The following is a 24,741-nucleotide window of genomic DNA, read 5'->3' on the forward strand; positions in this document are numbered from 1 at the left end:
GTGTCACGCCCTGCGCAGGGCGTCCCGGTCGATCTCGGCCACCGACGTCAGGCCACTGAGACCCATCGTGAGGTCGAACTCGGCGATCACGTTGGCGGTGGCGTCCCGCGCACCGGCCTGACCTGCGAGGGCCAGGCCGTACAGGTGGGGCCTGCCGAGCGTCACCGCGTCCGCACCCAGCGCGAGGGCCTTGAAGACATCGGCTCCCGTGCGGATTCCGCTGTCGAGGAGCAGCGTCAGCCTGCCGTCCACGACGGGCGCGATGTCCACGAGCGCGTCCAGCGACGACACGCTGCCGTCCACCTGCCGCCCACCGTGATTCGACACCACGATGCCGTCCACCCCGGCGTCGAGCGCGCGTCTGGCGTCGTCCGGGTGCAGGACGCCCTTGAGGAGGATCGGCAGCGACGTCCTGCTGCGGAGGGTCTCGATATCGGCCCAGCTCAACGACGGCCGGGAGTAGATGTCGAGAAACGTCTCCACGGCGGCCCGCGGTTCCGGCGACCGCAGGTTGTCGAGGAATCGGCCCGGGAAGCGCCGAGTCATCGACACCAGTGACCGGATCGCGCCGAGTGTCACCTCGACGTCCGCCTTGCCGGCGGCAGCCTTGATCCGCTCGTGCACGATCCGGCGGAACACCGGATCGGACGTGTACTGCGCGATCCCCTGGCCCTGCGCGAAGGGCAGCGAGCCGAGGTTGAGGTCTTCCGGGCGCCAGCCGAGCATGGTCGTGTCGAGGGTGACGACGACGGCGTCCGCACGAATGTTCTCGGCGCGCTGGAGCAGGCTGTCGACGAGATCGTCGTCGGTGCTCCAGTACAGCTGGAACCACCGGGGTGCGTCGCCCATCGCCGCGGCGCTCTCCTCCATCGGTGCGCAGCCCTGGTTGGAGAAGATGTACGGCACACCCAGTTCGGCGGCAGCAGCGGCGATCGCCACATCCGCCTCGGGGCTGGCCAGTTCGGCGGCACCCACCGGGGCGAGCAGCACCGGGGCCGGAATCCTGCGCCCGAACAACTCGACCCCGATGTCGCGCTTCGAGACGTCGCGCAGCACCCGGGGAACGATTTGCCACTTGTCGAACGCATCGCGGTTGGCCTGCATCGTGCGACCCAGCCCCGCGCCGCCGTGGACGTACGCCCACCCCTTCGCGCTCATCTTCCTCCGCGCGCGTCGCTCCAGCGTGTCGAAATCGGTGGGAACGGAGGGTGTGCGGCCGAGGACGCCGTCGCGGTAGATCAGATTCTGGCGGGCCCGGCCCGGGCTGTCCTGGTTCTCGCTCGCAGACATGCGCCGAGTCTTCCACAGCGCGTCGCGAACCGACGGCAGGTCGTCGGGACGCGTAGGTTTGTGACCGGCACCACACCGCGCGCTGCCCCGACCATGCCCTAGGAGACCGCGATGCCCGACTGCCCGTCCCTCACCGGCGCTCCCTGCTGGATCGATCTCACCAGTTCCGACCCCCAACAGGTCATTCCGTTCTACACCGGGCTGTTCGGGTGGAGGTCCGACACCAACGAGGATCCGCAGTACGGCGGGTACTCCATCTTCAGCAAGAACGGCAAACCCATTGCGGGCCTTGGTCCGCAACAACAGGGCAACCCGTACGGCAACGTGTGGACCACCTACATCGCGTCCGAGGACGCGGAGGCCACCGCCGCGAAGGCGGCCGAGGCGGGCGGGCAGGTGATGATGCCCGCGATGACCGTGGGCGACCAGGGCGCGATGGCCATCCTCGGCGATCCCGCCGGCGCCGTCATCGGCGTGTGGCAGGCCGATCGACACGGCGGCTTCGGTCTCGTGGACGAACCCGGCGCACCCGTCTGGCACGAAACGCTGTCGCGGAACTACGCGGCGGCGCTCTCCTTCTACGCGGACGTCTTCGGCTGGACCTATCGAGCTCTCGGCGACACGGACGAATTCCGGTACTCGCAGGCCGACCTCGGCGACCGCACGGTGGCCGGAGTCATGGACGCCGACTCGTTCCTGCCCGAAGGCGTCCCCTCGTTCTGGCAGTTCTACATCGGCGTCGACGACACGGACGCGGCGGTCGCGAAGGTGACCGAACTGGGCGGCAGCGTTCGGCGCGAACCGGAGGACACACCGTTCGGGCGGCTCGCGTCCGTCGCCGACCCCCTCGGCGCCACGTTCCAGATCACGACCCTGCAGTCCTGACCCGGCGACGGTGGCGTGCAGACCGCGCCACCGTCACACCGGGCCGAACGGCGCCTGCGCCTCCTTGGCGTCCCAGATGTCGAGGAGCGAGCGGAGAATCTCCTCGGACATGCCCAGGCCCCCGAGATGGCTTTCCCCGTGCATCGTGTGGAACTCGGCGTCGGGAAGAAGCGACACCATGTGCTGCCCGTGCCGGAGCGGAATGATGTGGTCGCAGTCGCCGTGCCACCACCGCACCGGGGTCTTCACCGCATTCACCCGGAATCCCCAGTCCCGCGCGAACAGGACGAGGTCGGCGAACGGTGCACTGAGCTGCTTACGGCCGCCGTTGAGCAGATCGTCGAGGAACATCGCCTTGAACTCCGGCCGCGCGAGCAGACGACGGTCGCCCTCCGGCGACAGCCGCCCGTACAGGTCGATGATCGGCGACGCGAACGGCCTCGCCAGCCTGATCACGGAACTCGCCGCCAACCCGACGGGAACACCGCCCGCCGACAGCACCGGAGCCGCCAGGACGGCGAGATCCATCAGCCCGCTGCGGATCGCGTCGGGACCCTTCGTCGGCGCGACACCCCCGAGGATGCCGGTCGCGACCACGCGGTCGGGCATCGCGTACGCCGCGGCCAGCGTGTAGGGGCCGCCTCCGGACAGGCCAACCACGGCCATCTGATCGATGCCCAGCGTGTCGGCGACCGTACGCAGGTCTTCGGCGAAGTCGATCACGGCGCCGTACCGGTGCGGCGTCGACGACCCGACCCCCGGCCGGTCGATTCCGATCAGCCGGACGTGCTCGCGTTCGGCGAACGCGCGCGCTTCCATCGGCACCTGCCGCCGCGCACCGGGTGTGCCGTGCAGCCAGAACACCGCCCTGCCCTGTGCCGAACCGAACTCCGCGAAGCCGAGCCGACGCCCCTCGCCTACCGCGACCGTGCCCTCCAACTGCGGGCGTGCGATATCCACCATGCCCACAGCTTCGCACGTGACACCCGTCACGTTTCCGCCCGGGACCCGCTCAGCGGTGCGCGGTGGACGTGAACTGGTAGGTCGCGGCATCGACGATCTGCTCGGGAGACACCTCGATCTCGCCGTTCAGCCACGCCGTCATGAGCTCCGCGAGCCCACCCACGAACAGCAGCGCGGTGATCTCATCCTGCGGCGACGACCACGCCCGGTCGCCGTAGAGTTCCTTCGATTCCTCCGCGACCAGCAGGGCGAACGCCCGCAACAATTCACGCCGTCGCGTCCGCAGCGGTTCGGCGCCCGCCGATTCGATGATCGACACCCGCCCTTTCCGCGGGTCCGCCGTCAAGATGTCGACGAACGTCGCGATCGCGGCCCGCGCCCGCACCTCGGGATCGCCGGTCACGGTCTGGAGGGTGACCCGCGTCGCCTCCGCGATCTCCGCGGCAATGCCCTCGATCACCTGCACCAGCAGGTCGTCCCGGCTGTGGAAGCTCTCGTAGAAATAGCGTTCCGTCAGTTTCGCCTCGGCGCAGATCGCGGTCATGGTCGCCTTCTCGCCGCCGACGGTGCCGAACACCTGCAGTCCCGCCTCGAGCAGTCGCGCGCGACGGTCCGCGGCGCGTTCCTCCGAACTTCGACCGCGGTACTGGCGCGCCGGCTGACTCATGACTCGATGTTGACAGACCCGCAGGTGTGACGCACACTACACATCTGACAGAGGGTCCTGTCACATACGCCACGAGGAGGGCCGATGCCCAAAGTTCTCGCTGCTCCCCCACCGCAAAGCACCTTGCAACCCATCTCGGGCAATGCCGGATTCCCCGTCATCGGACACTCGCTGGACTATTTCCGCGACCCGATGGGACTGCTGCAGAGTCGCTGGGATCGCTACGGCCCCGTGTCGTGGCTGAGCATGGCCGGCAAGCGGTGGGTCACCGTGCTCGGACCGGACGGCTGCCAGACGGTGCTGCAGAACAAGGACCGAGCCTTCGTCAACAGCGACGGGTGGAGCGTGCTGATCGGGCCGTTCTTCCACCGCGGGCTGATGCTCCTCGACGGCGACGAACACCTCGCCCACCGGCGAATCATGCAGCAGGCCTTCACCCGGGACCGGCTGTCGCGCTACACCGAGGCACTCCATCCGGCCGTCGAGGAGGGGCTCGACGGCTGGCAGCCCACCCCGGGCTTCGCCGCGTACCCCGCGCTGAAGGAGCTGACACTCGATCTCGCCACGAGCATCTTCATGGGCGGAGCCGAGGGGTCGACGCCCCGGGAGATGGCCGAGATCAACAAGGCGTTCATCGACAGCGTGCAGGCCGCCACGTCGGTGGTGCGGTATCCCCTGCCCGGAACGCGGTGGAAGCGCGGCATCGACGGGCGCGCACGACTCGAGGAGTTCTTCCGCCGTTACCTGCCCGCGCGGCGAGCGGGTGCCGGCGACGACCTGTTCTCCGCGCTGTGCCACATCGAATCCGAAGACGGGCAACGGTTCAGCGACGACGACGTCGTCAACCACATGATCTTCCTGCTGATGGCGGCGCACGACACATCCACCATCACGCTGTCGACGATGATGCAGTACCTCGGTCAGCACCCCGACTGGCAGGAGCGGTGCAGGCGGCAGTCGGCGGCACTGGGCACGTCCACCCCGACCTACGGTCAACTCGACGAACTGACCGACCTCGACCTCGTCATGAAGGAATGCCTGCGCCTCGTTCCGCCGGTCCCGGTGGTCGCCCGCCGCGCGGTCGCGGACACCGAGGTGCTCGGCCACTACATCCCCCGGGGTACGTACATGTCGGTGGTCGTGCACTTCACCCATCACATGCCCGAGTACTGGCCCGATCCGGAGAGGTTCGACCCCGAACGGTTCGCACCCGAACGCCGCGAGGACAAGGTTCACCGGTTCGCGTGGGAGCCGTTCGGCGGCGGCGTGCACAAATGCCTGGGGATGCACTTCGCGGGAGCCGAAATCAAGACGGTCATGCACCACCTGCTGCGGCGGTTCGACTGGCAGGTGAGCCCCAGCTACGTCGCCCCGCTCAACTACACCTCGCTGCCGTTTCCCTCCGACGGCCAGCCCGTCGACCTGTACCACCGTGTCGGCTGAGCCGACTCTCGACATTGCGGGCTGAGCCGATATCCCAAGTGCAGCCTGAGCCGATCCACCATAGTGGAAGTCATGACCGTTACGGCGCCCCCGCTCGACGTCTATTCGCAGCCGACACTGTCTGCCCTGATGCCGTCCGTCCTCGCCGCACTCGGCGTTGCCGGCGAACCCAACCGGCTGCACCTGCCGGACAGCAGGCACACCGTGGTGTTCTTGATCGACGGCCTCGGCTGGACATTGCTGCGTCGCCACCGCGACCACGCCCCGTTCCTCGACAGCCTGACCGGACGGCCGATCCGGGCGGGCTTCCCCACCACGACCGCCACCAGCATCGCGTCGTTCGGCACGGGGTTGCCGTCCGGCGGTCACGGCATCACCGGCTACCAGTCATACGTTCGTGAGGTCCGCGGCACGCTCAACTGGCTGTCGTGGCGCGCGGGCCACAAGGGCGATGAACTCACCCGCCTGGTGCCCGAGGTCGTCCAGCCCGCACCGACCGTGTTCGAACGCGCCGCGGCAGCCGGCATCACGTGCACGACCGTAGTTCCCGCGAAGTTCGACGGGTCCGGGCTCACCCGCGCCGTCCTCCGCGGCGGCACGTTCACAGGAATACACGCGTACGGTGACCTGATCGCGCACGTCGTCACCGCGGCCCGGGGAGGCGAACGGACCCTCACCTACTGCTACCTCAGCGAAATCGACACGCTCGGGCACATTTACGGACCGGGATCCGAATCCTGGCTGCACCAGGTCGCCCTCGTCGACCGGCTCGTCGAGAAGCTCGCCGCGGGACTCGCGGCGGCACAACCCGACACCATGCTGTATGTCACCGCCGACCACGGCATGGTCACCGTCGACGACGCCGACAAAATCGACTTCGATGCCACTCCCGCCCTGTCGGACGACGTGGTGGCGCTCGCCGGCGAACCCCGGTGCAGGCACGTCCACACCCGAGCCGGAGCCGGGCACGACGTCGCCGCCCGGTGGCGGAACGAACTGGGACACCGCATGTGGATCGGCACACGAGACGAGGCCGTCACCGCGGGACTGTTCGGGCCGGCCGTGCGATCCGAGGTCCAGGGCCGCATCGGCGACGTCGTCGCCATCGCCCAGGGCGGCGTCGCGGTGGTCCGGCGCAAGGCGGAGTCGAGGCTGTCCGCCCTCCCCGGGCAACACGGCGCCCTCACCGACGACGAGTTGCTGATTCCCCTGCTGCAGGGCACCGCCACGTAACCCGGGCCGATCACCGGCCCGTGGGGCCATTCCTGATAGAAATGACGAACAGCGTTGATTTCAGGAGAGATTCATGCCCCGCTCTGCGGTACCGAACACCGGCTCCATCATCACGACCATCCGCACCAAGTGGCCCTGGATCCTCGCCGGGCTGCTCGTCGTCGTACTCGTCACGATGCTCTCGCCCGACCCCGACGACACCCTCGCCGCCGGAACCGGACCGGTCGCGCCCTCGGAAGTCACTGACGCACAACAGATACAGATGGCGTTCGCCCAGCTGTCCACCCTCGAGGTGAAGGGCCGGGCACCCAAGACGGGATACGACCGGGAACTGTTCGGTGCCAGCTGGACCGACAACGTGTCGGTCGACCTCGGGCGCAACGGCTGCGACACCCGCAACGACATCCTGCGGCGCGACCTGGTCGACATCACCTCACGGGACCGCACCCGCAACTGCGTTGTGCAGTCGGGCACGTTGCGGGATCTCTACACGGGCACCATCATTGCGTTCACCCGGGGCACGAAGACGTCGGACGCCGTGCAGATCGATCACGTGGTGGCACTGTCGGACGCGTGGCAGAAGGGCGCTCAGCTCCTCGACGCGCAGACGCGGGCGAACCTTGCGAACGATCCGCGCAATCTGCAGGCGGTGGACGGGCCCACCAATCAGCGCAAGAGCGACGCCGACGCGTCGACGTGGCTGCCCCCACTGGCGGCGTACCGCTGCACCTATGTGGCGCGGCAGGTGGAAGTGAAAGTGGCGTACCGGCTCTGGGTGACGCCGCCCGAGCGCGATGCGATGGCCGCGGTGCTCACCGGCTGCGGCGCCCGGTGATCACGCTCCGGGTGGGGTGAGCCGATTCTCCGAGCCCGTGTCGACCGACGGGGTCGTCGCGCCGGAATCCCAGTCGACGGAGTTGTTGGACCCGGTCAGTTCGAGGGAGTCGAGGGACACGGCGCGCACGAAATTGTCGTTGCCACTCACCGTCATCGCACCGGAGTCGTCCACGTTCACGGAGTTCCCGCTTCCGCTGACCGAGATTCGCTCCGCCTGTTTGCCGAGCACGGTCACGGCGTTGCCCTGCAGTTCGATCGACTCGACCACGTCGATGGTGGAGCTGTTGCTGCGCCCCGCGATGGTGAGCGTTCCGGTCTGCCCGCCGACGACGTTGGTGTCCTGACCGCGCACGATGACCGCGTTCGACGTGGCGACGTTCGCCGAGACGCCGTTGGCCTCGATGGTGACGATGCCGCACTCGCCGTCGAGGACGACCCCGGCACCGTCCCGGTTGACGATCACGTCGCGGCCCGCGCAGTCACCGCCCGAATTCAGTTCCACCGCAGAGCCGGACACCGTCGAGGTACTGCCGCCGCCGGTGCTCCCGCCGCCGCAGCCCGCGAGGGCCACGGCGCCGGACATCAGCACGGCGACGGCGATCGACTGCCGGGTGACGCTCATCGACCCCTGCTTTCCTGTCCCCTCCGGGGCCGGGTCAGTCCTTCGCGAGTACCGGCATCGTCACGACCTGGGCCGCGTAGGACAGCCCGGCACCGAAGGCGAGCAGCAGGGCGGTATCGCCGGGCTTGGTGGCGCCGGACTGCAGCATCTCCTCCATGGCGAGCGGCACCGATGCTGCCGACGTGTTGCCGCTCTCGGCGATGTCGTCGGACACGGGCACGTTCTCGGGGAGCTTCATGCTGCGCGCGATCACCTCCGTGATCCGCGAGTTGGCCTGGTGCGGCACGAACGCGTCGAGGTCGTCGACCGACATGCCGGCCTTCTCGACCGCCCGCAGTGCCACCTTGCCCATCTCGAAGGCGGCCCAGCGGAACACCGCGGTACCCGCCATCTTGATGTACGGGCGCGTGGCACCCGGCGTCGTGATGTATTCGTACCAATCGAGATCCTGCACGATGGCGTCGGCCTGGGCGCCGTCCGAACCCCACTCCACCGGTCCGATGCCCGCGACGTCGCTCTTGCCCACGACCACGGCGCCGGCGCCGTCACCGAAGATGAACCGCGTCGAGCGGTCGGTGGGGTCGGTGGTGATGCTCATCTTCTCGACACCCACGACGAGGGCGTAGTCGACGGATCCTCCGCGAACCAGGTCCGACGCCACGGTCAGCGCGGTGCAGAAGCCCGCGCAGCCACCGCCGAGATCGAACGCTCCGGGCCCGTTGGTGCCCAGGGCGTCGGCCACCACCGCCGCGGCGGGCGGCGTCAGCAGGAGGTACGTCGACGTGGCGACGATGACGCAGCCGATCTGCTCGGGATCGATCCCGCTCGCTTCGATCGCCTTACGCCCGGCTTCGATGGACATCGTGACGACGTTCTCGTCCTCCGCCGCGAACCGCCGGTTGCGGATTCCCGAGCGCGACTGGATCCACTCGTCGTTCGAGTCGATCAGTTCACAGATCTCGTCGTTGGTGACGACCCGTTCGGGCCGGTACACGCCGAGCCCGAGAAGGGCGGACTGCCGACCTCCAGCCACGGTGGCAATCTGCTTTCCCATCGATCGATCTCCTCATCAGGTCCCGCGTGGTTACGCGCAGTGTGGACTTGTCGCCAGCACACGTTACGTCGGCGACCGCCCAGCGGGTAGCACCGGTTCCTGTTACTCGTCGGTAATATCGATTCGGTGGGGGCGCCGATGAAACGAACACGGCGGTCAAACCGACACTTTCGGAAGAACAGACTTGTTAGACTTCTGGCGATTTCCAGCAGTTGATCACCGGTAGGGGGAGTGGTCTCTTCGGGCCACGCAGTGCCGCCTGCTGCTAGAGATGGAGTGTCCTTCGTGAAGCGAACCAGAGCTCTTGCAGCAGCGTCACTCGTCGGCGCGGCCGTGACGTTGATCGCATTCGCCGGCCCGGCCGCCGCGAATCCCAACGCCATCAATCCGATCCCTGGCCTCAACGGCACCAACGGGATTCCGCACCTCACCGGACGCACCCAGGCGGTCGCACAGCAGACCGGCATGCTCAGTCCGAACCGAACCCAGGACGCCAACGTCCTCGGCACCGACCTCGGGATCATGTGGGACAACGGCCAGGGCCAGGTCCTCACGGCGTTCGGCGACTCCGCCGGGCTCGGGCTGCCCAACCTGCTGTCGGGCAGTCTGTGGGCCTGGCGCAGCAGCACGCTGTTCCGCAGCTCGGACGGCATCCTCTCCGACGGGATGAACTTCGACAGCTCACCGCGCGACATCTTCGGCCAGTCCAAGGAGCTCGTCCCGAGCCCGAAGATCCCGTTCGTCGAGATCAGCCGAATCCCCACCGCCGGCGTCGCCGTCGGCAACACCCAGGTTCTGAGCATGATGTCGGTGAAGAACTGGGGACCGGCGGGAACGTGGGACACCAACTACTCCGGTCTCGTCTACTCACAGGACAACGGCGAGAACTGGACCGTCGCCCCCGAGACGCAGCGCCCGAACGTCGGCGGCAACGCCAACTTCCAGATGAGCGCGTTCGTCAAGGCCGACGGCTTCGTCTACCAATACGGCACGCCTGCCGGCCGCGGCGGACTCGTCCACATCGCGCGGGTCCCGGAACCCCAGATCATGGACCTCGGCGCGTACGAGTACTTCGACGGCGCCAAGTGGATCAAGGGCAACCCCGACGTCGCCAAGCCGATCATGCCGGGCGGAGTCGGCGAATTGTCCGTCGCGTACAACGAGTACCTCGGCCAATACCTCATGCTGACCACCGACCAGTACAACTCCGTGGTCATGCGCCGATCACCGTCGGTCACCGGACCGTGGGGCCCACCGGAGGTGCTCGTCGACACCCGGGAGCTGCCCACCGCGTACGGCGCCTACATCCACCCGTGGTCGTCGGGGCGCGACCTCTACTTCCTCACGACGGTGCACAACAACTACAACGTGCTCCTCATGCGGACCACACTCACTCCGTAGCCCGCGTACTAGCGTCGGGGCATGGATGCAGCTGCCTGGGACGAACGGTATTCACAGAGCGACCTGGTGTGGGGCGCGCCACCCAACGCCGTCGTGGTCGAGCGGGTCACCTCGCTCCCCCGCGGCCGCGCACTCGACCTCGCATGCGGCGAGGGCCGCAACGCGCACTGGCTCGCCACCCGCGGCTGGGAGGTGACGGGGCTCGACTACTCGGCCGTGGCCGTCGACAAGGCCCGCCGGGTGGCCGCCGAAGCACCCCGCTCGGTCCGCGAACGGCTCGACTACCGCGTCGCCGACGTCACCGATGCAGACCTCGGCGGCGAGTACGACCTCGTGCTCATGATCTACCTCCATCTCGCCGCCGAGGAGCGTCTGCAGGTTGTGAACCGCGCCATATCTGCGCTGAAACCTGATGGAATCCTCATGATTTTGGGGCATGACACCGTTAACTTGTCGCAGGGAGTCGGGGGCCCCCAGGACCCCGGAATCCTTTACACGCCAGATGATTTGGTGGACTCGTTCGACGGGCGGCTCTCCGTCGATGTCGCCGAACGGCGCTTCCGCGAGACGGACGCCGGAACGGCGATCGACGCGCTCGTCGTCGCGCACCGCCCGAGTCTTGGCAGTCAGGTAAATCGGGCGTAATATCGCTGATGTTACCGACGAGTAATAACTTGGGCGGTACTAACGGATAGACCGCACCATCTCACTGGGAGAGACAGAAGACATGGGCCATTACAAGAGCAACGTCCGCGACCTGGAGTTCAACCTCTTCGAGGTACTCGGTCTCGAGCAGCCGCTGAGTGAAGGCGTGTGGGGCGATCTCGACGCCGACACCGTCCGCAACATGCTCAGCGAAGTTGCCCGCCTCGCCGAGGGACCGCTGGGCGAGTCCTTCGCCGACGCCGACCGCAACCCTCCGGTCTTCGACCCCGAGAACCACACCGTCACCCTGCCGGAATCGTTCAAGAAGTCGTTCCGCGCACTGTGGGACGCCGAGTGGTACCGCATGGGACTCTCCGAGGAGATCGGCGGCGTCCCCGTCCCCCGGTCCGTCGTGTGGGCCATCAGTGAGTTGATCCTCGGCGCCCAGCCGGCCGCGCACATGTACCAGGCCGGACCCGCGTTCGCGGACGTGCTGTTCCACAACGGCACCGAAGAGCAGAAGAAGTGGGCCGCCACCTGCGTCGAGCGCGGCTGGGGTGCCACCATGGTCCTCACCGAACCCGACGCCGGTTCCGACGTCGGCGCAGGCCGCACCAAGGCCATCAAGCAGGACGACGGCTCCTGGCACATCGAGGGCGTCAAGCGGTTCATCACCTCCGCCGACTCCGACGACCTGTTCGAGAACATCTTCCACCTGGTCCTGGCCCGCCCCGAGGGCGCAGGCCCCGGCACCAAGGGACTGTCGCTGTTCTTCGTCCCGAAGACGCACTTCAACTTCGAGACCAACGAATTGGGCGAGCGCAATGGCGTCTTCGTCACCAACGTCGAGCACAAGATGGGCCTGAAGGTCTCCGCCACGTGCGAGGTCACCTTCGGCGGCCACGGCATTCCCGCCCAGGGCTGGCTCGTCGGCGAGGTCCACAACGGCATCGCGCAGATGTTCGACGTCATCGAGCACGCCCGGATGATGGTCGGCACCAAGGCCATCGCCACCCTCTCCACCGGCTACCTCAACGCCCTCGACTACGCGAAGGAACGCGTCCAGGGCGCAGACCTCACGCAGATGACGGACAAGGCCGCGCCGCGCGTCACCATCACGCACCACCCCGACGTCCGTCGCGCCCTCGCCATGCAGAAGGCGTACGCGGAGGGCCTGCGCGCCGTGTACCTGTACACCGCGGCGCACCAGGACGAGGCCACCGCCAAGCTGGTGTCCGGTGCCGACAAGGACCTCGCGTTCCGCGTCAACGACCTGCTGCTCCCCATCGTCAAGGGCGTCGGCTCCGAGCGGGCCTACCAGTACCTGACGGAGAGCCTGCAGACCTTCGGTGGCTCCGGCTTCCTGCAGGACTACCCGATCGAGCAGTACATCCGCGACGCCAAGATCGACTCGCTCTACGAGGGCACCACCGCTATCCAGGCGCAGGACTTCTTCTTCCGCAAGATCGCCCGCGACCGCGGTGTGGCACTCGCCCACGTCGCAGGCGAGGTCAAGAAGTTCATCGACAGCGAGGCAGGCAACGGTCGCCTCAAGGCCGAGCGCGCCCTGCTCGCCACCGCCCTCGAGGACGTCCAGACCATGGCCGCCACCCTCACCGGGTACCTCATGGGTGCGCAGGAGCAGCCGTCCGAGCTGTACAAAGTCGGCCTCGGTTCGGTCCGCTTCCTGATGTCCGTCGGCGACCTGCTCATCGGCTGGCAGCTCCTGCGCCAGTCCGAGATCGCGATCAAGGCCCTCGACGAGGGTGCCTCCGACAAGGACAAGGCGTTCTACGAGGGCAAGGTCGCCATCGCGTCCTTCTTCGCGAAGAACGTCCTGCCGGAACTGACCGCCACCCGCAGCATCGTCGCCAACATCGACAACGACATCATGGAGCTCGACGAAGCAGCGTTCTGATCGGGTTCACACGGCCCGGCGGCCGGGGTACTTCCCTGGCCGCCGGGCCTTTTCGTGTCCCGACCGGCCGACCTCCGGCACTCTTTCCCGGTCGACGCACCCCTTTTCAGCCCCCACAGGCAGTGCGCGAGCCGAGAAAGAGTGCGGGAGTTGTCCACAAGCTCCAGCTCATCCACAGCAGGCTCCTTCGGACCGGATTCTTCCGGTGGCTCCGGCGAGAATCGTTCCCATGGAACACGACCCGGGGGCGATGCTACGACGCCAGGAGGCGTTGGGCCGCGACTACAGCGACGACGAGATCCGACGCCTGTACACACGCGGCGAGTGGCGGCGCATCGGGCGCGGCGCGTACCTCTCCGCGTCGATGTACTCGCAGAGCGAGGAGGAACGTCATCGCTTCCTGATCGACTCGACAGTTCACGCCGTGTCGGACGACGTGGTGCTCAGTCACCAATCCGCGGCCGTCGTGTACGGGCTGCCGCTGTGGAAGACGCCCCTCGACGGCGTGCACCTCACCAGAAATCGACGCGGAGGTGGCCGGATCAAGCGGCGGACCACGGTGCACTGCGCCCCGATCGGAGAGCACGTGGCGGTAGTGGACGGCCATTCGCTGACTCTCCCGACGCGGACGGTGGTCGACCTCGCAAGAACCCTGCCGTTCGAGCAGGCCGTCGTGATGGGTGACGCGGCCGTCGTGTACGGGCTGCCGCTGTGGAAGACGCCCCTCGACGGCGTGCACCTCACCAGAAATCGACGCGGAGGTGGCCGGATCAAGCGGCGGACCACGGTGCACTGCGCCCCGATCGGAGAGCACGTGGCGGTAGTGGACGGCCATTCGCTGACTCTCCCGACGCGGACGGTGGTCGACCTCGCAAGAACCCTGCCGTTCGAGCAGGCCGTCGTGATGGGTGACGCGGCCGTCCGCAGATTCGGCGTCGACCGTGAGGACCTCGAGGCCGAACTCGCCCGCGCTGCGCGTCGTCACGGCGTCGATGCGGCACGGAGGGTCGTCCGGTTCCTGAGCGGGCACAGCGAAAGCGTCGGTGAATCGCGAAGCCGGGTGATGTTGTCGCGTGCCGGGCTGCCGCTCCCGTCCCAGCAAGGCGAGGTGTTCGAACCCGGCGGGCGCCGGATCGGGCGGGTCGACTTCCACTTCGACGGCATCGTGCTCGGGGAGTTCGACGGACGCGTCAAGTACGGCCGGCTGCTGAAACCCGGGCAATCCCCCGGCGACGCGGTCTTCGCCGAGAAGCAGCGCGAGGACGCCCTGCGCGACCTCGGCTTCCAGGTGGTGCGGTGGACCTGGGACGACCTCGAGTCCCCGGGGCAGGTGGCGGAGCGTGTCCGCCGCGCGATCGCGCGTGCCGCGACGCCCCGAGGCTGGGTCACGCAGGCCCCGCTCCCGTCCGCCCAGCGGCTCACGGTGCGATCACTGTAGCCGCACCCTTTCTCGGTTCGCGCTCTCCTTTCGGGCTCGAAAAGCGGTGCGCGAACCGAGAAGTAGTGCGGCTACTCGCCGTCGTTCGGCTTCGGCTTCGGGGTGGTGGTTTTCGGGCTTTCCGCCGGGGCGGATGGGGCCGGCGAGGCGGCGGGGGTGCGCTCGTCGGGTTTGGGTGCGGGGGCGGGGGCCTCGCACTTGACGATCGGGACGGGGTCGTACCGGACGGTCCTGGTGTTCCGGGAGATTTCCTTACCGGTGGCGTGGTCGGAGATCACCCGGGTGTCGCTGGCGGTGAATCCCGGTGCGCCGCTGGAGGCGATGCAGTGATCGCCGGCGGGCAGGGTGACCGTGTCGGGCTCCGTCGGCTTGGTCCGGTTGCCGGTGATCGACTCGACGTCGACCGTCTTGGTTCCCCAGAACCGGATGGTCAGATCCGAGGCGCCGCCGATGGCCTGGATCATCACACCCGTCTTGGCGGTGTTGCGGAACTGCAGGTCGATGGCGCCTTCGAAGACGGTGGCCTCACGCGCCTCGGGGTAACGCGAGATGTAGTACGAGTGCTCGGTGTGCGCGACGTCCTCCATACCGGCGAAGTACGCGGCGTTGTAGAGCGTCGTCGCCACCTGGCTCACACCGCCGCCGACCGCGGTGTCCGGGCGACCGTTGTTGATGATGCCCGACTCCACATAGCCCTGGGCCGTGCCGCGCGGGCCGGTGTACCCGTTGAGGGAGAACGTGTCGCCCGGCTTGATCAGCGCCCCGTTGATCTCACTGGCGGCGAGGCGGATGTTGGTACCCGACGCGGCAGAGAAGCCGCCGGTCGTGAACTCACCGATCACTTCCTTCACGCCGAGCGCCTGCGCGGCCTCTGTGGTGAGTGCGGGAGGGACGGGTCCGTACACCGCGGCGGTGGTGTGAGAACCGTTGCCGCGCAACAACTCGGGCAACGTCTCCAACGTCTTGGGCCACTGCACCAGGTCGCCGACGACCGCGGGGACGACCGTGGGTGATCCGCCGTCGAGCGTGATCGTCGCGTCCTTCGGTGCGATCTCCGTCGAGACCAGCTGCGGCGCCAGGATGCCGGTGGCAGCCTCGATGTTGTAGGTGGGCTTCAGCCCGCCGTTGCCGTCCGGTTCGAAGCCGACGATGGCACCGATCTGCTGACGCGCCGCGGTCGCGACCTTGCCGTCGCGTCCGGTCACCACCAGATCGGCGGAGGCAGCGGGCACCGCCACCTCGGCGAGCGCCCGCTGGACGCCTTCCTTCGTCACCGTCACGGGCACGACGTCGACGGGCAGGTCCACCGTCCGGCCGAACGCCCATTCCTCGGTCAACGCCGCCTCGGCGCCCTCGCCGTTCAGGTTCTGCCCGGTCGACGGGTCCACCGGAACCGGGGTCGGGCCCTCGAACACGACGGTCCCCTCACGGGACGCGCGATCGGTCTCACTGCGGAGGCCGTCGACGGCGGACGCCAGCGCGGCCTCGTCGCGGGTCGACACCACACCGATCTCGTCGGTGGTGAAGAACGACGTGAGCCTCGTGAACGGGTTGAGCGGCTGCGAATCGGCCCTGTCGAGGGTGGCCTCCCAGTCGACCCCGAGCCCGGCAGCGGACGGAACGAGTTCCGTCGACACGTCGCCGGCCGTCACCGTCAGCGGTTGGTCGGCGCGCGGGCCGACCTGCGCCTGCAGAATGGCCTCGGCCTCCTCGCGGGACGAACCGCCCACGTCGACGCCTGCCACGGTCACCCCGCGCGGGACCTTCCCGGAGGACACCGTGAGGTCCGCGGCGTAGGCGATGCCGATCAGGGCGATCACACCGCCGGTGACTGCTGCGATCTTCACCCAGGGCGCACGGGCCGGGGTGGTCGGTTCTGCGGAGGGCTCGGCGGGCGCGGAAGGTTCCGGTGCCGGCTGCGGTGGGACCTGCGCCGCGGCGGCGGGCGCCACCACGGTCGGCTGGTCGGCCGGTGTGGTGTACGCCGGCGTCGGCCCGGGAACGGGACGCGGCGGAATCGCGGGGATCACCTGAGTGACGTCCTCGTTCGCCGGCGGCTCCACCCACAACGGCGCATCGGGAGCCTGCTCCTCGGCGCGTTCCCCGAGGTCACCGAGGTCCAGCTGCGTCGTCGGGGCGTCGTCGGCACGCGGCTGTTCCGCCGAATCCTCGGGAGCCGGAGCGTCCTCGGGAGCCGGAGCGTCCTCGGGAGCCGGAGCGTTTTCGGGTTCCGGGACCTCGTCCCGTTCCGGAGCGGCCGGGTGGGCCACATTCTCGGGTTCGACACTCTCGGGCGTCGCGGAAGGGTCCGGCGTCGACCGTTCGGGTGCCGTGCTCCCCTTGTCGCCGTCTTCGTCGTTCACCGTGGCCCTCTCACCGAGTTGTCCTTCGTGCGGGCCTCAGCTTGCCGTCGGTGCTCGTTGCATTTCAAGCGCGATCCGATCCGAGCGAGGCCCGGTCGAGACCCCCACGTCAGCGTACCGGCCGCCGGAAATGCAAGAGCCCCGCGCTGCTGCCAGGTCGGGGGTCAGGCAGCAACACGGGGCTGACAGGGATATCGCCAGCTAATCTCCAGCGTTACACCTGTCGGAAAAGATTTCGGGGATCCGGCCACCCCTCGTTGCCGGATCCCCGCTCGCACTGCGCGCACGCTGGCCTTTCCGGTCTCCCAGCTACCGGAAAGGCCAGTCGGATCACGCCTCTATGATTGCCGTCACACCCTGGCCGCCGGCGGCGCAAATCGAGATCAGGCCGCGGCCCGAGCCCTTCTCCGCCAGCATCTTGGCGAGCGAGGCGACGATGCGGCCGCCGGTCGCGGCGAACGGGTGCCCCGCCGCCAGCGAGGACCCGTTGACGTTCAGCTTGCTGCGGTCGATGGACCCCAGTGCGCCGTCTAGGCCCAGGCGTTCCTTGCAATACTCGTCCGATTCGAACGCCTGCAGCGTCGCCAGCACGACGGACGCGAACGCCTCGTGGATCTCGTAGTAGTCGAAATCCTGCAGGGTGAGACTGTTGCGGGCCAGCAGGCGCGGGATGGCGTACGTCGGCGCCATCAGGAGCCCGTCCTTGCCGTGGATGTAGTCGACGGCCGCGGTCTCGGAGTCGACGAGATGCGCGAGCACCGGAAGCTTGCGCTCGGCGGCCCATTCGTCGGTGGACAGCAGAACTGCGGACGCGCCGTCGGTGAGCGGGGTGGAGTTACCCGCCGTCATCGTGGCATCGCCCGCCTTCACCCCGAAGACCGGCTTCAGCTTGGCCAGCTTCTCGGCGCTGGAGTCGGGCCGCAGGTTGTCGTCGCGGGTGAGCCCGAGGAACGGCGTCACCAGGTCGTCGAAGAATCCGCGGTCGTAGGCGGCGGCCATGTTCTGGTGGCTCGCGGCGGCGAGTGCGTCCTGGTCCTCGCGGCGGACGCCGAATTCCTTGGCAGTGATGGCGGCGTGCTCGCCCATGGACAGCCCGGTGCGGGGCTCGCCGTTGCGGGGGATCTCGATGCCGAGCATGGACGGGCGGACGCTGCCGAGGAGCTTGATGCGGTCGCCGGTGCTCTTCGCCCGGTTCAGCGACAGCAGGAACTCGCGGAGTTCGTCGTTGACGCCGATCGGCGCGTCCGACGTGGTGTCGACGCCGCCGCCGACACCCGCATCGATGCGGCCGGCCGCGATCGCGTCACCGACGGCGACGATCGACTGCAGTCCGGTGCCGCAGGCCTGCTGCAGGTCGAAGGCCGGGGTGTACGGGCTGAGGGCGCTGCCGAGGACGCATTCGCGCATCAGGTTGAAGTCGCGGCTGTGCTTGAGCACGGCGCCGCCCGCGACGAGGCCCAGCTTCTCGCCCTGGAGGTTGAAGCGGCTCACGAGACCGTCGAGGGTGGCGGTGAACATGTCCTGGTTGGACGCCTGCGCGTACTTCCGGTCGGAGCGGGCGAACGGAATGCGGTTTCCGCCGACGATCGCGACGGGACGCTGCTGCTTTCCGCCTGGCTTCGGCGCCGCTGCGGAGTTCGAATTGGTGCGAGCTTTGCTGGTCACTGACGTCTCCAAGGATCTGGTGCGATTACCTGTTGGCTACTATTCTTACTCAGGAGTAAGTTACTTGTCGACACCGCACTTCACTCGGTGCTCGGTGACTGACCGCCAAACGACGACAGAAGGTAGGACCGTGGCAGCCAGCAAGGGAGCTCCCGACCTCTATTCCCAGTTCCTCTCATCCGCACCCGGCGCGTTCATCGCCGCGAAAGCGGGACTGCCGCGACCGGAGAACCTGCGGCGATACAAGCACGGCGAACCGCCGCTCGCCGGTCCGATCCTGATCGGCGGCAAGGGCCGCCTCGTCGAACCGTTGCGCGAACTGCTGTCCGACTACCCCGCCGCGGGAACGGGCGACGACACGTACGGCGCTTTGGTGTTCGACGCCACAGGCATCGGTTCGGTCACCGACCTCGAGCAGCTTTTCGAATTCTTCCAGCCGGTCGTCCGCAACCTCGCGCCGTCCGCGCGCGTCGTCGTCATCGGCACCACCCCCGAGGAGACGTCCAGCGTCGACGAGCACATCGCCCAGCGCGCGCTCGAGGGCTTCACCCGCAGCGTCGGCAAGGAGGTCAAGCGCGGCGCCACGGCTCAGCTCGTCTACGTCTCGCCGAAGGCTTCCGCAGGACTGTCGGGTCTCGAATCCACGCTTCGTTTCCTGCTGTCGGCCAAGTCCGCGTTCGTCAGCGGCCAGGTCATCCGGGTCGGCGCCGAGGATTCCGTCGCACCCGCCGACTGGGACAAGCCGCTCGACGGGAAGGTCGCCATCGTCACCGGTGCGGCCCGCGGCATCGGCGCGACCATCGCCGAGGTCCTCTCCCGCGACGGCGCGCACGTCATCTGCGCCGACATCCCGGCCGCCGGTGAGGCACTGTCGGAGACCGCCAACAAGGTTGGCGGCACCTCCCTCGCCCTGGACGTGACCGCGGACGACGCGGCAGACAAGCTCGCCGAGTTCGTCCTCGAACGGCACGGCGGCGCGGACATCATCGTCCACAACGCCGGCATCACCCGCGACAAGACCCTCGCCAACATGGACGAGGGTCGCTGGAACATGGTGATCGGCGTCAACCTTCTTGCGCCGCAGCGCATCACCGACGTCCTCGTCGCCAAGGGTGCACTGAAGGAAGGCGGCCGCGTCATCGACGTCTCCTCCATCGCCGGCATCGCGGGCAACCGGGGCCAGACCAACTACGGCACCTCCAAGGCCGGTGTGATCGGCCTCGTGCAGGCCTCGGCGCCGGTGCTCGCGACGAAGAAGATCACGATCAACGCCGTTGCACCGGGCTTCATCGAGACGGCGATGACCGCGGCGATCCCGTTCGCCACCCGCGAGGCCGGACGTCGCATGAGCTCCCTGCTGCAGGGCGGCGAGACCGTCGACGTCGCCGAGACCGTCGCCTACTTCGCGAGCCCCGCGTCCAACGCCGTCACCGGACAGATCGTCCGCGTCTGCGGCCAGAGCCTGCTGGGCGCCTGATGTCCGGCAAGGTCGTGCAACTCACGGAGAAGCCGGGCACGCTCGACATCTACGCCCGGGCCGTGCGCAGTGCGCTGCCGGTCATCGGCGCGAGCGGGCACAGTGCCCCGGACACGACGCTGGTCCTGAACGGCGTCCGCGTGGACCCCGACAACCTGGCGGCGTACGACCGGGTGACCGGTCTGCGTTTCGGCGACCACCTGCCGCTCACGTACCCGTTCACGCTGGTGTTCCCGGTCGTGATGAAGCTGATGGTGTCCGAAGGCTTCCCCTTCCCCGCCATCGGTTCCGTGCACGCGGAGAACGTCATCGAACAGTTCCGTCCCATCTCGGTGATCGAGCCCCTGGACGTGTCGGTGCACGCGGAGAATCTGCGTGAGCACCGCAAGGGACTCCTGATCGACGTGATCAGCGAGATCCGGGTCGGACGCGAACTGGTGTGGAAGCAGACGTCGACGTTCCTGCGTCAGCAGAAGACGTCGCTGTCCGGTCAGCCCGGCCCCGAGCCGAAGGCCGAGGAGGAGCCGCCGCGTCCGCTGCGGACGCTGCGGGTCGATCAGAAGACGATCGGCAAATACGCCGCGGTGTCCGGTGACCGGAACCCGATTCACGTGTCGACGTTGGGCGCCAAGGCTTTCGGATTCCCGAAGACCATCGCGCACGGCATGTGGAGTGCGGCCGCCGTCCTCGGGTCGGTGGAGGGCCGGATCCCCGACGCCGTCACGTACAGCGTGCGCTTCGGCAAGCCGATCCTGCTGCCGTCCACGCTGAACGTGTACGCCGATCAGACCGGCGACGGCTGGGATCTGTCGATCAAGCACCCGAAGAAGGGATACCCGCACCTCACCGCGACGCTGCGCTGACGGGACGAACGGGACGTTCGTTCGATCTGATCGAACGAACGTCCCGTTCACTCCGGCTTCTTCTTACCCGCGAGGCCGCGCCACGCCAGGGATTCCAGCAGGTCTGCGGCGGCGTCGACCTCGATCTCGCCGCCGGCGACGCGGTCGGCCACGGCCTCGCCCGCACCGACCAGGGCGATGGCGATCAGTTCGAAATCCTGCCCCGGCTCGGGATCCTTGGTGCTGGACTCGAGCAGGTGCGCGGTCAGCTCGATCAGCCGGTCGCGGCTCGATTGCACCGACCCCACGAACGCCTGCTGCCCCATCGCCTGGCGATACAGCACCATCCACGACTTGCGGTGCTTGCCCACGAACCCGAGAAACCCTTCGAGGGCCCGGCGCAGCTGTTCGCGCGGGCTCAGCCCCGGATCGCCCGCCGGAGCGAGTGCCTCGACGAAGCGCAGACCCTCCCGCTGGATGCATGCCGCGAACAGTTCGTCCTTCGAGCCGTAGTACAGGTACAGCATCGGCTTCGAAATTTCCGCCTTGGACGCGATCGCGTCCATGGACGTTTCGTGAAAACCTCTGTCGGAGAAGACGTCGACAGCAGCGTCGAGCATCTGCTGCTCGCGCACTGCGCGCGGCAGTCGCTTGGTGCCGCCGGCCATTCGTCCTCCATCATCGTCGAACCCGCTATCTTACTCTACGGTAATAAAGCGGGCCCGACCGGCGGACGAGAAGAATACCAGCACCCTGTCGCGGACCGGGCACTAGCAGGCCAGCACGCCCTTGGCGCGCGCCACGGTCAGGACCGCCTCGTCGACACGCTGCTGCGGCAGCTTGCCCGAGGCCACAACGCTTTCGAGGTGATCGAGGACCCGCGGGACGTCGTCGGTGGTGAGCCACAGGGCGACGTCGACACCGGATTCCAGCGCGGTCTCGACGGCGACCGTGATGTCGTAGCGGTCGGTGATCGCCTGCATGCCGCTGAGGTCGTCGGTGAAGATCGGGCCGGTGAACGGCGGCGCGCCGTATCCGTTGCCGCCGCGCAGCAGCGCCACGGCGTCGGGACTGATGCTGGCAGGGACCCCGGGGGCGGTCAGACCCGGCACCTCGAGGTGGCCGAGCATGACGCCGACACCCGTGGACACCAGGTTCCGGAACGGGACGAGGTCCTTCGTCTGCAACTGCTCGAGCGGCGGGGTGGTCACGGCCCCGGTGTGCGAGTCGCCGGACGCCGATCCGTGGCCCGGGAAGTGCTTGATAACGGGCAGGATTCCCGCGTCCCGCATTCCGCGGGCGTACGCGTCGGCGTAGCGGGTGACGACGGCGGGATCGTCGGAGTAGGAGCGGTCACCGATCACGCTGTCGTCGGGCTGGCTGCTCACGTCCACGTCGGGGGCGAAGTTCACGGTGACACCGAGGTCCTTCAGTCCGCGACCGCGCTCGAGCGCCATCTGGTACGTCTGCTCCTCCGTCATCGTGGCTGCGGTCTGCCGGGCGGAGGGATCGGCTCCGAGCAGGTTCTCGACGCGCGACACGCGCCCGCCCTCCTCGTCGATCGTGACCATCAGAGGCAGCGACGACGCCGACGCCACCTGGGGAATCTCACGGTTCGCGAGCATGGCCTCGTCGGTCCAGCTCCCGACGAAGATGCCGCCGACCTGCTCGTCACGGACCACCTGCGCCGCATCGGCGGTGCCGGTCACTCCCACGTTCAGCAGCTGAGCGAGCTTGCGCCGCAACGGCAACGACTGCAGGAACTGACTCTCGCACGACGCCGGGGCGGCGGCGGGCGCTGCGGTGCCGGTGTGCGACGCCGGCTCGACGGAGGACGGCGACGGTGTCGCCGACGACGACTCCGCAATCGTCTCGCCACCACCCGACGAACATCCGGCGACGAGGCCGGTACAGGCAGCGAGCGCGAGTGCATACTTGATCCGCATGGGTTCGACGGTAGCCCAATTCGCCACCGGCACCCCCGTGGTAGGCCCCGAATCGGCGACCGCTGCCGCCCGGCTTGGTAATCTGGACACAGAGGAAGCCCGTACTCAGGAGGTCGTAGTGCCCGGTGGTTTGATGTTGATCGCCTACGACGGATCCGACAACGCCAAGCGTGCGGTGGAGTGCGCAGGTCGTTTCCTCGCCTCCAATCGCGCTGTGCTGGTGACGGTGTGGGAGCCGATGGTCCGCCAGGCCGCGCGTATGTCGGGCCTGTCCGGTGTGATGCAACCCGAGTGGGTGCCCGACGAGGAGACCGAGGACGTCGCGTTCTCCGACGCCAAGGTGACCAACGAAGAGGGCGTCCAACTCGCCGAGGCCGCCGGGCTCGCCACCGAGGGCCGCTGCATCGAGTGCACCAGCACGATCTGGACGGCCATCGTCGAGACGTCCGACGAACTCGCGGTCGACATCATCGTCACCGGCACCCGCGGCACCACCGGTCTGCGGTCGTTGCTACAGAGCAGCGTCGCCGACCACGTGTTGCGCCACAGCCACCGCCCGGTGCTGATCGTGCCTCCCGGACAGTAGTCCGGCCGCCCGACTACTGTCGGGTGACCATGGACGGCTTCCTTCTCTCCCGCGCCGACCGGACGCTGCGCACGTCCGGTTTGCGGCACGGGTACGACACCGCGGCAGCCGCTGTCGCGGCCCTCGCGAACGGTGACACGGAACTGATCGTCGGAGCGCTGCCGTTCGATCCCGATCGTCCCGCCGCGCTGACCGCCCCGGAATCGTGGGAGTTCACGGACGGCCCGTGGCGCCCCGGCACCGTTCCCGACCTTCCCTCCGTACACCTCACCCGGGAGGTCCCCGACCCCGCCGAGCACGTGGCCCGGGTGCGATCACTCGTCGACCGCCTGCGCGAGGGCACCCTCGGCAAGGTGGTGGCCGCACGCAGCGTCACCCTCCGCGCGGACACCCCAATCTCCGCAGAAGCGTTGGCCGCGAGAATGATTCACCAGAATCCCACCGCCAACGGGTTCGCCGTCGACCTCTCCGCGGCCGGCGAGAGCTTCCGCGGACGCAGTCTCGTCGGCGCCAGCCCCGAGGTGCTGCTCAGCCGGCGCGGGCGACGCGTCACCTGCCGTCCCCTCGCCGGAACCGCGCCGCGGCGCACCGATCCGGAGGCCGACGAGAAGGAAGGTCGCGGACTCCTGGAGTCCACGAAGAACCTGGCCGAGCACGCGTTCGTCACGGCCTGGATCAGGGAGGTCCTGTCGCCGCTCTGCACCGAGCTGACCGTCCCGGACTCCCCGGTACTGACGAGCACGCACGAGGTGTGGCACCTCGCGACCCCCATCGAAGGTGTGTTGCGCGACGCGTCGACCAGCGCCCTGAGCCTGGCCACGCGGTTGCACCCGACCCCCGCGGTGTGCGGCACCCCCACCGGCCTCGCTCTCGCGACCATCCGGGACCTCGAGGAGGACCGGCGGTTCTACGGCGGCGCCGTCGGGTGGTGCGACGGCGCCGGTGACGGCGACTGGGTGGTCGCCATCCGCTGCGCCGAGATCGCCGCGGACGGACTCGAGGCACTGGCGTCGGCGGGCGGGGGCATCGTCGCCGAGTCCGACCCGGAGGCCGAACTCGACGAGACCACCACCAAACTGCGCACGCTGCTCCGGGCGCTCGGCGTGCAGCAGGGCCCGTGAACTGCAGAAACGGTGACCCACGAGCACCAATCAGCAGTTCGGCGGCCCGCGGGTGATACCTTGACCCGAGCAATTCGTACGCGGGAGTAGCCGTGTGCGTCGATGGCACGACGGTGGGAGATGTCTTATGGGGAAGTTCCTTGTGCCCGGTGTGGTCAGCGCCGTGGTCGGTGTCGCTCTCGGCACCGTGGCGACGCTCGGCATCACCGCAGCCGCACAGGACAACACGCGTCCCGAAATCGACCGCAGCGGCAACGCGGATTCCTCGCTCCTGAACCAGGTTGAGTACGGCAGCCGCTGAGAGCGCCGGCTCAACACGTTTCCGCACTTCCCCCGAGCCGGCGG

At 68.3% G+C, this 24,741-nt stretch carries 22 protein-coding genes; 13 read left to right on the forward strand and 9 right to left on the reverse strand.

The window, feature by feature from the left end; all coding sequences use genetic code 11:
- Positions 1-3 precede the first annotated feature (3 nt).
- Positions 4-1,290, reverse strand: coding sequence for a lactate 2-monooxygenase (locus GO592_RS23560; protein WP_007299175.1), 1,287 nt, complete (start codon positions 1,288-1,290; stop codon positions 4-6).
- Between the two features lie 111 nt (positions 1,291-1,401).
- Between GO592_RS23560 and GO592_RS23565 the strand changes: the two genes are divergently transcribed.
- The gene (locus tag GO592_RS23565; RefSeq protein WP_007299176.1) at positions 1,402-2,175 is read left to right on the forward strand and encodes a VOC family protein; all 774 of its coding nucleotides are present in this window, start codon (positions 1,402-1,404) and stop codon (positions 2,173-2,175) included.
- A gap of 33 nt (positions 2,176-2,208) precedes the next feature.
- Here GO592_RS23565 and GO592_RS23570 read toward each other — a convergent pair whose 3' ends face one another.
- Positions 2,209-3,138: an alpha/beta fold hydrolase gene (locus GO592_RS23570; RefSeq protein WP_005258512.1), complete on the reverse strand. Its 930-nt coding sequence runs from the start codon at positions 3,136-3,138 to the stop codon at positions 2,209-2,211.
- Positions 3,139-3,187: 49 nt separating this feature from the next.
- Positions 3,188-3,805, reverse strand: coding sequence for a TetR/AcrR family transcriptional regulator (locus tag GO592_RS23575; RefSeq protein ID WP_007299177.1), 618 nt, complete (start codon positions 3,803-3,805; stop codon positions 3,188-3,190).
- An 84-nt stretch (positions 3,806-3,889) separates the two neighbouring features.
- On the opposite strand from GO592_RS23575, the gene GO592_RS23580 reads away from it, so the two are divergent.
- From GO592_RS23580 to GO592_RS23590, 3 genes are all read left to right on the forward strand, one after another.
- On the forward strand, positions 3,890-5,248 hold the full coding sequence (locus tag GO592_RS23580) for a cytochrome P450 (RefSeq protein WP_007299178.1): 1,359 nt from the start codon (positions 3,890-3,892) through the stop codon (positions 5,246-5,248).
- Between the two features lie 72 nt (positions 5,249-5,320).
- The gene (locus GO592_RS23585) at positions 5,321-6,481 is read left to right on the forward strand and encodes an alkaline phosphatase family protein (protein WP_007299179.1); all 1,161 of its coding nucleotides are present in this window, start codon (positions 5,321-5,323) and stop codon (positions 6,479-6,481) included.
- 73 nt (positions 6,482-6,554) lie between these two features.
- Positions 6,555-7,316 (forward strand): HNH endonuclease family protein, encoded by a 762-nt coding sequence (locus GO592_RS23590; protein ID WP_007299180.1) that lies wholly within the window; start codon positions 6,555-6,557, stop codon positions 7,314-7,316.
- On the opposite strand, the gene GO592_RS23595 is transcribed toward GO592_RS23590, so the two are convergent.
- Positions 7,317-7,940: a DUF3060 domain-containing protein gene (locus GO592_RS23595; RefSeq protein ID WP_007299181.1), complete on the reverse strand. Its 624-nt coding sequence runs from the start codon at positions 7,938-7,940 to the stop codon at positions 7,317-7,319.
- A gap of 34 nt (positions 7,941-7,974) precedes the next feature.
- A complete protein-coding gene (locus tag GO592_RS23600) occupies positions 7,975-8,994 on the reverse strand; it encodes a beta-ketoacyl-ACP synthase III (protein WP_005574998.1) in 1,020 nt (339 codons plus the stop codon).
- A 285-nt stretch (positions 8,995-9,279) separates the two neighbouring features.
- Between GO592_RS23600 and GO592_RS23605 the strand changes: the two genes are divergently transcribed.
- The 4 genes from GO592_RS23605 to GO592_RS44620 all read left to right on the forward strand — a co-directional run bounded on the left by GO592_RS23605 (position 9,280) and on the right by GO592_RS44620 (position 14,396).
- On the forward strand, positions 9,280-10,395 hold the full coding sequence (locus GO592_RS23605; RefSeq protein WP_025431974.1) for a DUF4185 domain-containing protein: 1,116 nt from the start codon (positions 9,280-9,282) through the stop codon (positions 10,393-10,395).
- 21 nt (positions 10,396-10,416) lie between these two features.
- Entirely contained in the window at positions 10,417-11,040 is a 624-nt protein-coding gene (locus GO592_RS23610) for a class I SAM-dependent methyltransferase (RefSeq protein ID WP_039952179.1), read from the forward strand.
- An 82-nt stretch (positions 11,041-11,122) separates the two neighbouring features.
- Positions 11,123-12,958, forward strand: coding sequence for an acyl-CoA dehydrogenase (locus tag GO592_RS23615; protein WP_007299184.1), 1,836 nt, complete (start codon positions 11,123-11,125; stop codon positions 12,956-12,958).
- Positions 12,959-13,187: 229 nt separating this feature from the next.
- Complete coding sequence (locus tag GO592_RS44620) at positions 13,188-14,396, forward strand: hypothetical protein (RefSeq protein WP_237737157.1); 1,209 nt, start codon at positions 13,188-13,190, stop codon at positions 14,394-14,396.
- Positions 14,397-14,467: 71 nt separating this feature from the next.
- Here the strand turns inward: GO592_RS44620 and GO592_RS23625 are convergent, their stop codons facing one another.
- Together GO592_RS23625 and GO592_RS23630 are read right to left on the reverse strand one after the other, a co-directional pair.
- Positions 14,468-16,759, reverse strand: a complete 2,292-nt coding sequence (locus tag GO592_RS23625) for a VanW family protein (protein WP_007299186.1) — start codon at positions 16,757-16,759, stop codon at positions 14,468-14,470.
- A 330-nt stretch (positions 16,760-17,089) separates the two neighbouring features.
- Positions 17,090-18,424, reverse strand: coding sequence for an acetyl-CoA C-acetyltransferase (locus tag GO592_RS23630; protein ID WP_007299187.1), 1,335 nt, complete (start codon positions 18,422-18,424; stop codon positions 17,090-17,092).
- 130 nt (positions 18,425-18,554) lie between these two features.
- Here GO592_RS23630 and GO592_RS23635 point away from each other — a divergent pair, with 130 nt between their 5' ends.
- Positions 18,555-19,901 (forward strand): 3-oxoacyl-ACP reductase, encoded by a 1,347-nt coding sequence (locus GO592_RS23635; RefSeq protein ID WP_007299188.1) that lies wholly within the window; start codon positions 18,555-18,557, stop codon positions 19,899-19,901.
- Positions 19,901-20,764: a MaoC/PaaZ C-terminal domain-containing protein gene (locus tag GO592_RS23640; protein ID WP_005258534.1), complete on the forward strand. Its 864-nt coding sequence runs from the start codon at positions 19,901-19,903 to the stop codon at positions 20,762-20,764. Before GO592_RS23635 ends, GO592_RS23640 begins: the two co-directional genes overlap by 1 nt.
- A gap of 47 nt (positions 20,765-20,811) precedes the next feature.
- Here GO592_RS23640 and GO592_RS23645 read toward each other — a convergent pair whose 3' ends face one another.
- A complete protein-coding gene (locus tag GO592_RS23645; RefSeq protein WP_005258535.1) occupies positions 20,812-21,411 on the reverse strand; it encodes a TetR/AcrR family transcriptional regulator in 600 nt (199 codons plus the stop codon).
- Between the two features lie 102 nt (positions 21,412-21,513).
- Complete coding sequence (locus GO592_RS23650) at positions 21,514-22,689, reverse strand: glycoside hydrolase family 3 N-terminal domain-containing protein (RefSeq protein WP_007299189.1); 1,176 nt, start codon at positions 22,687-22,689, stop codon at positions 21,514-21,516.
- A 118-nt stretch (positions 22,690-22,807) separates the two neighbouring features.
- Between GO592_RS23650 and GO592_RS23655 the strand changes: the two genes are divergently transcribed.
- From GO592_RS23655 to GO592_RS23665, 3 genes are all read left to right on the forward strand, one after another.
- On the forward strand, positions 22,808-23,275 hold the full coding sequence (locus GO592_RS23655) for a universal stress protein (RefSeq protein WP_007299190.1): 468 nt from the start codon (positions 22,808-22,810) through the stop codon (positions 23,273-23,275).
- 29 nt (positions 23,276-23,304) lie between these two features.
- Positions 23,305-24,396: an isochorismate synthase gene (locus GO592_RS23660; protein WP_039952204.1), complete on the forward strand. Its 1,092-nt coding sequence runs from the start codon at positions 23,305-23,307 to the stop codon at positions 24,394-24,396.
- A gap of 127 nt (positions 24,397-24,523) precedes the next feature.
- On the forward strand, positions 24,524-24,697 hold the full coding sequence (locus GO592_RS23665) for a DUF2613 domain-containing protein (RefSeq protein WP_005258546.1): 174 nt from the start codon (positions 24,524-24,526) through the stop codon (positions 24,695-24,697).
- The last annotated feature ends 44 nt before the right edge of the window (positions 24,698-24,741 follow it).

The organism is Rhodococcus sp. 21391 (assembly GCF_016772255.1).
GTDB lineage: Bacteria > Actinomycetota > Actinomycetes > Mycobacteriales > Mycobacteriaceae > Rhodococcus_F > Rhodococcus_F opacus.